Annotated in this window: 1 protein-coding gene; it reads left to right on the top strand. The window is 64.3% G+C overall.

Going from position 1 to position 535, the window contains the following annotated elements; translation table 11 throughout:
* Window positions 1-175: 175 nt before the first annotated feature.
* Window positions 176-535, top strand: a 360-nt coding sequence (locus ACTNDN_RS24990; RefSeq protein WP_441132582.1) for a hypothetical protein, incomplete at its 3' end; no start/stop codon positions are given.

The following is a 535-nucleotide window of genomic DNA, read 5'->3' as shown; positions in this document are numbered from 1 at the left end:
ATCCTGTAGACTGCGAGACACCTTCCTAGCGGTCTACAGGACCTGAAAACCATTCTCTCTGGTGGCGCGATACCACCAGATGCATATCGGCGCGACGCTGGAGGTGTTGAGCATGTCTGACGAGCCCCATATCCCGGCCCCGTGTCCAGCCTCGTTGGCGGATGGTGGGCGTGCTTTGTGGCGTGGCGTGGCGGACGTGTTCGAGCTGACGCCGGAGCAGTTGGTGCAACTGGAGGAGGCGTGCCGGGCAAAGGATCGGCTCGATTCTCTGGATGCGGCGATCCGTGGCAAGCATGACGTGCTGCTGTCGATTGAGACGGACGGTAACGGAGTGTCCAGCTTGGTCGTGAACTCGGCGCTGCGTGAGGCGAACGCGACGGCCACGGTCCTCAAGCAGCTGCTGGCGGCGCTGCGGTTGCCGGACGTGGAGGGTCGACGGCCCCAGTATCGGGGTCCGAGGGGTGCCTATCAGAAGTCTGTGGAGTCGGTCGCATCCGCCGGCAAGGTGTCGAGCCTTGACCGGGCGCGGAAGCGG

The organism is Niallia sp. HCP3S3_B10, assembly GCF_052064465.1.
Lineage (GTDB): Bacteria > Bacillota > Bacilli > Bacillales > Cytobacillaceae > Niallia > Niallia hominis.
The sequence above is the reverse complement of the archived record's forward strand: the minus strand, read 5'-3'. Positions and strand labels throughout refer to the sequence as shown.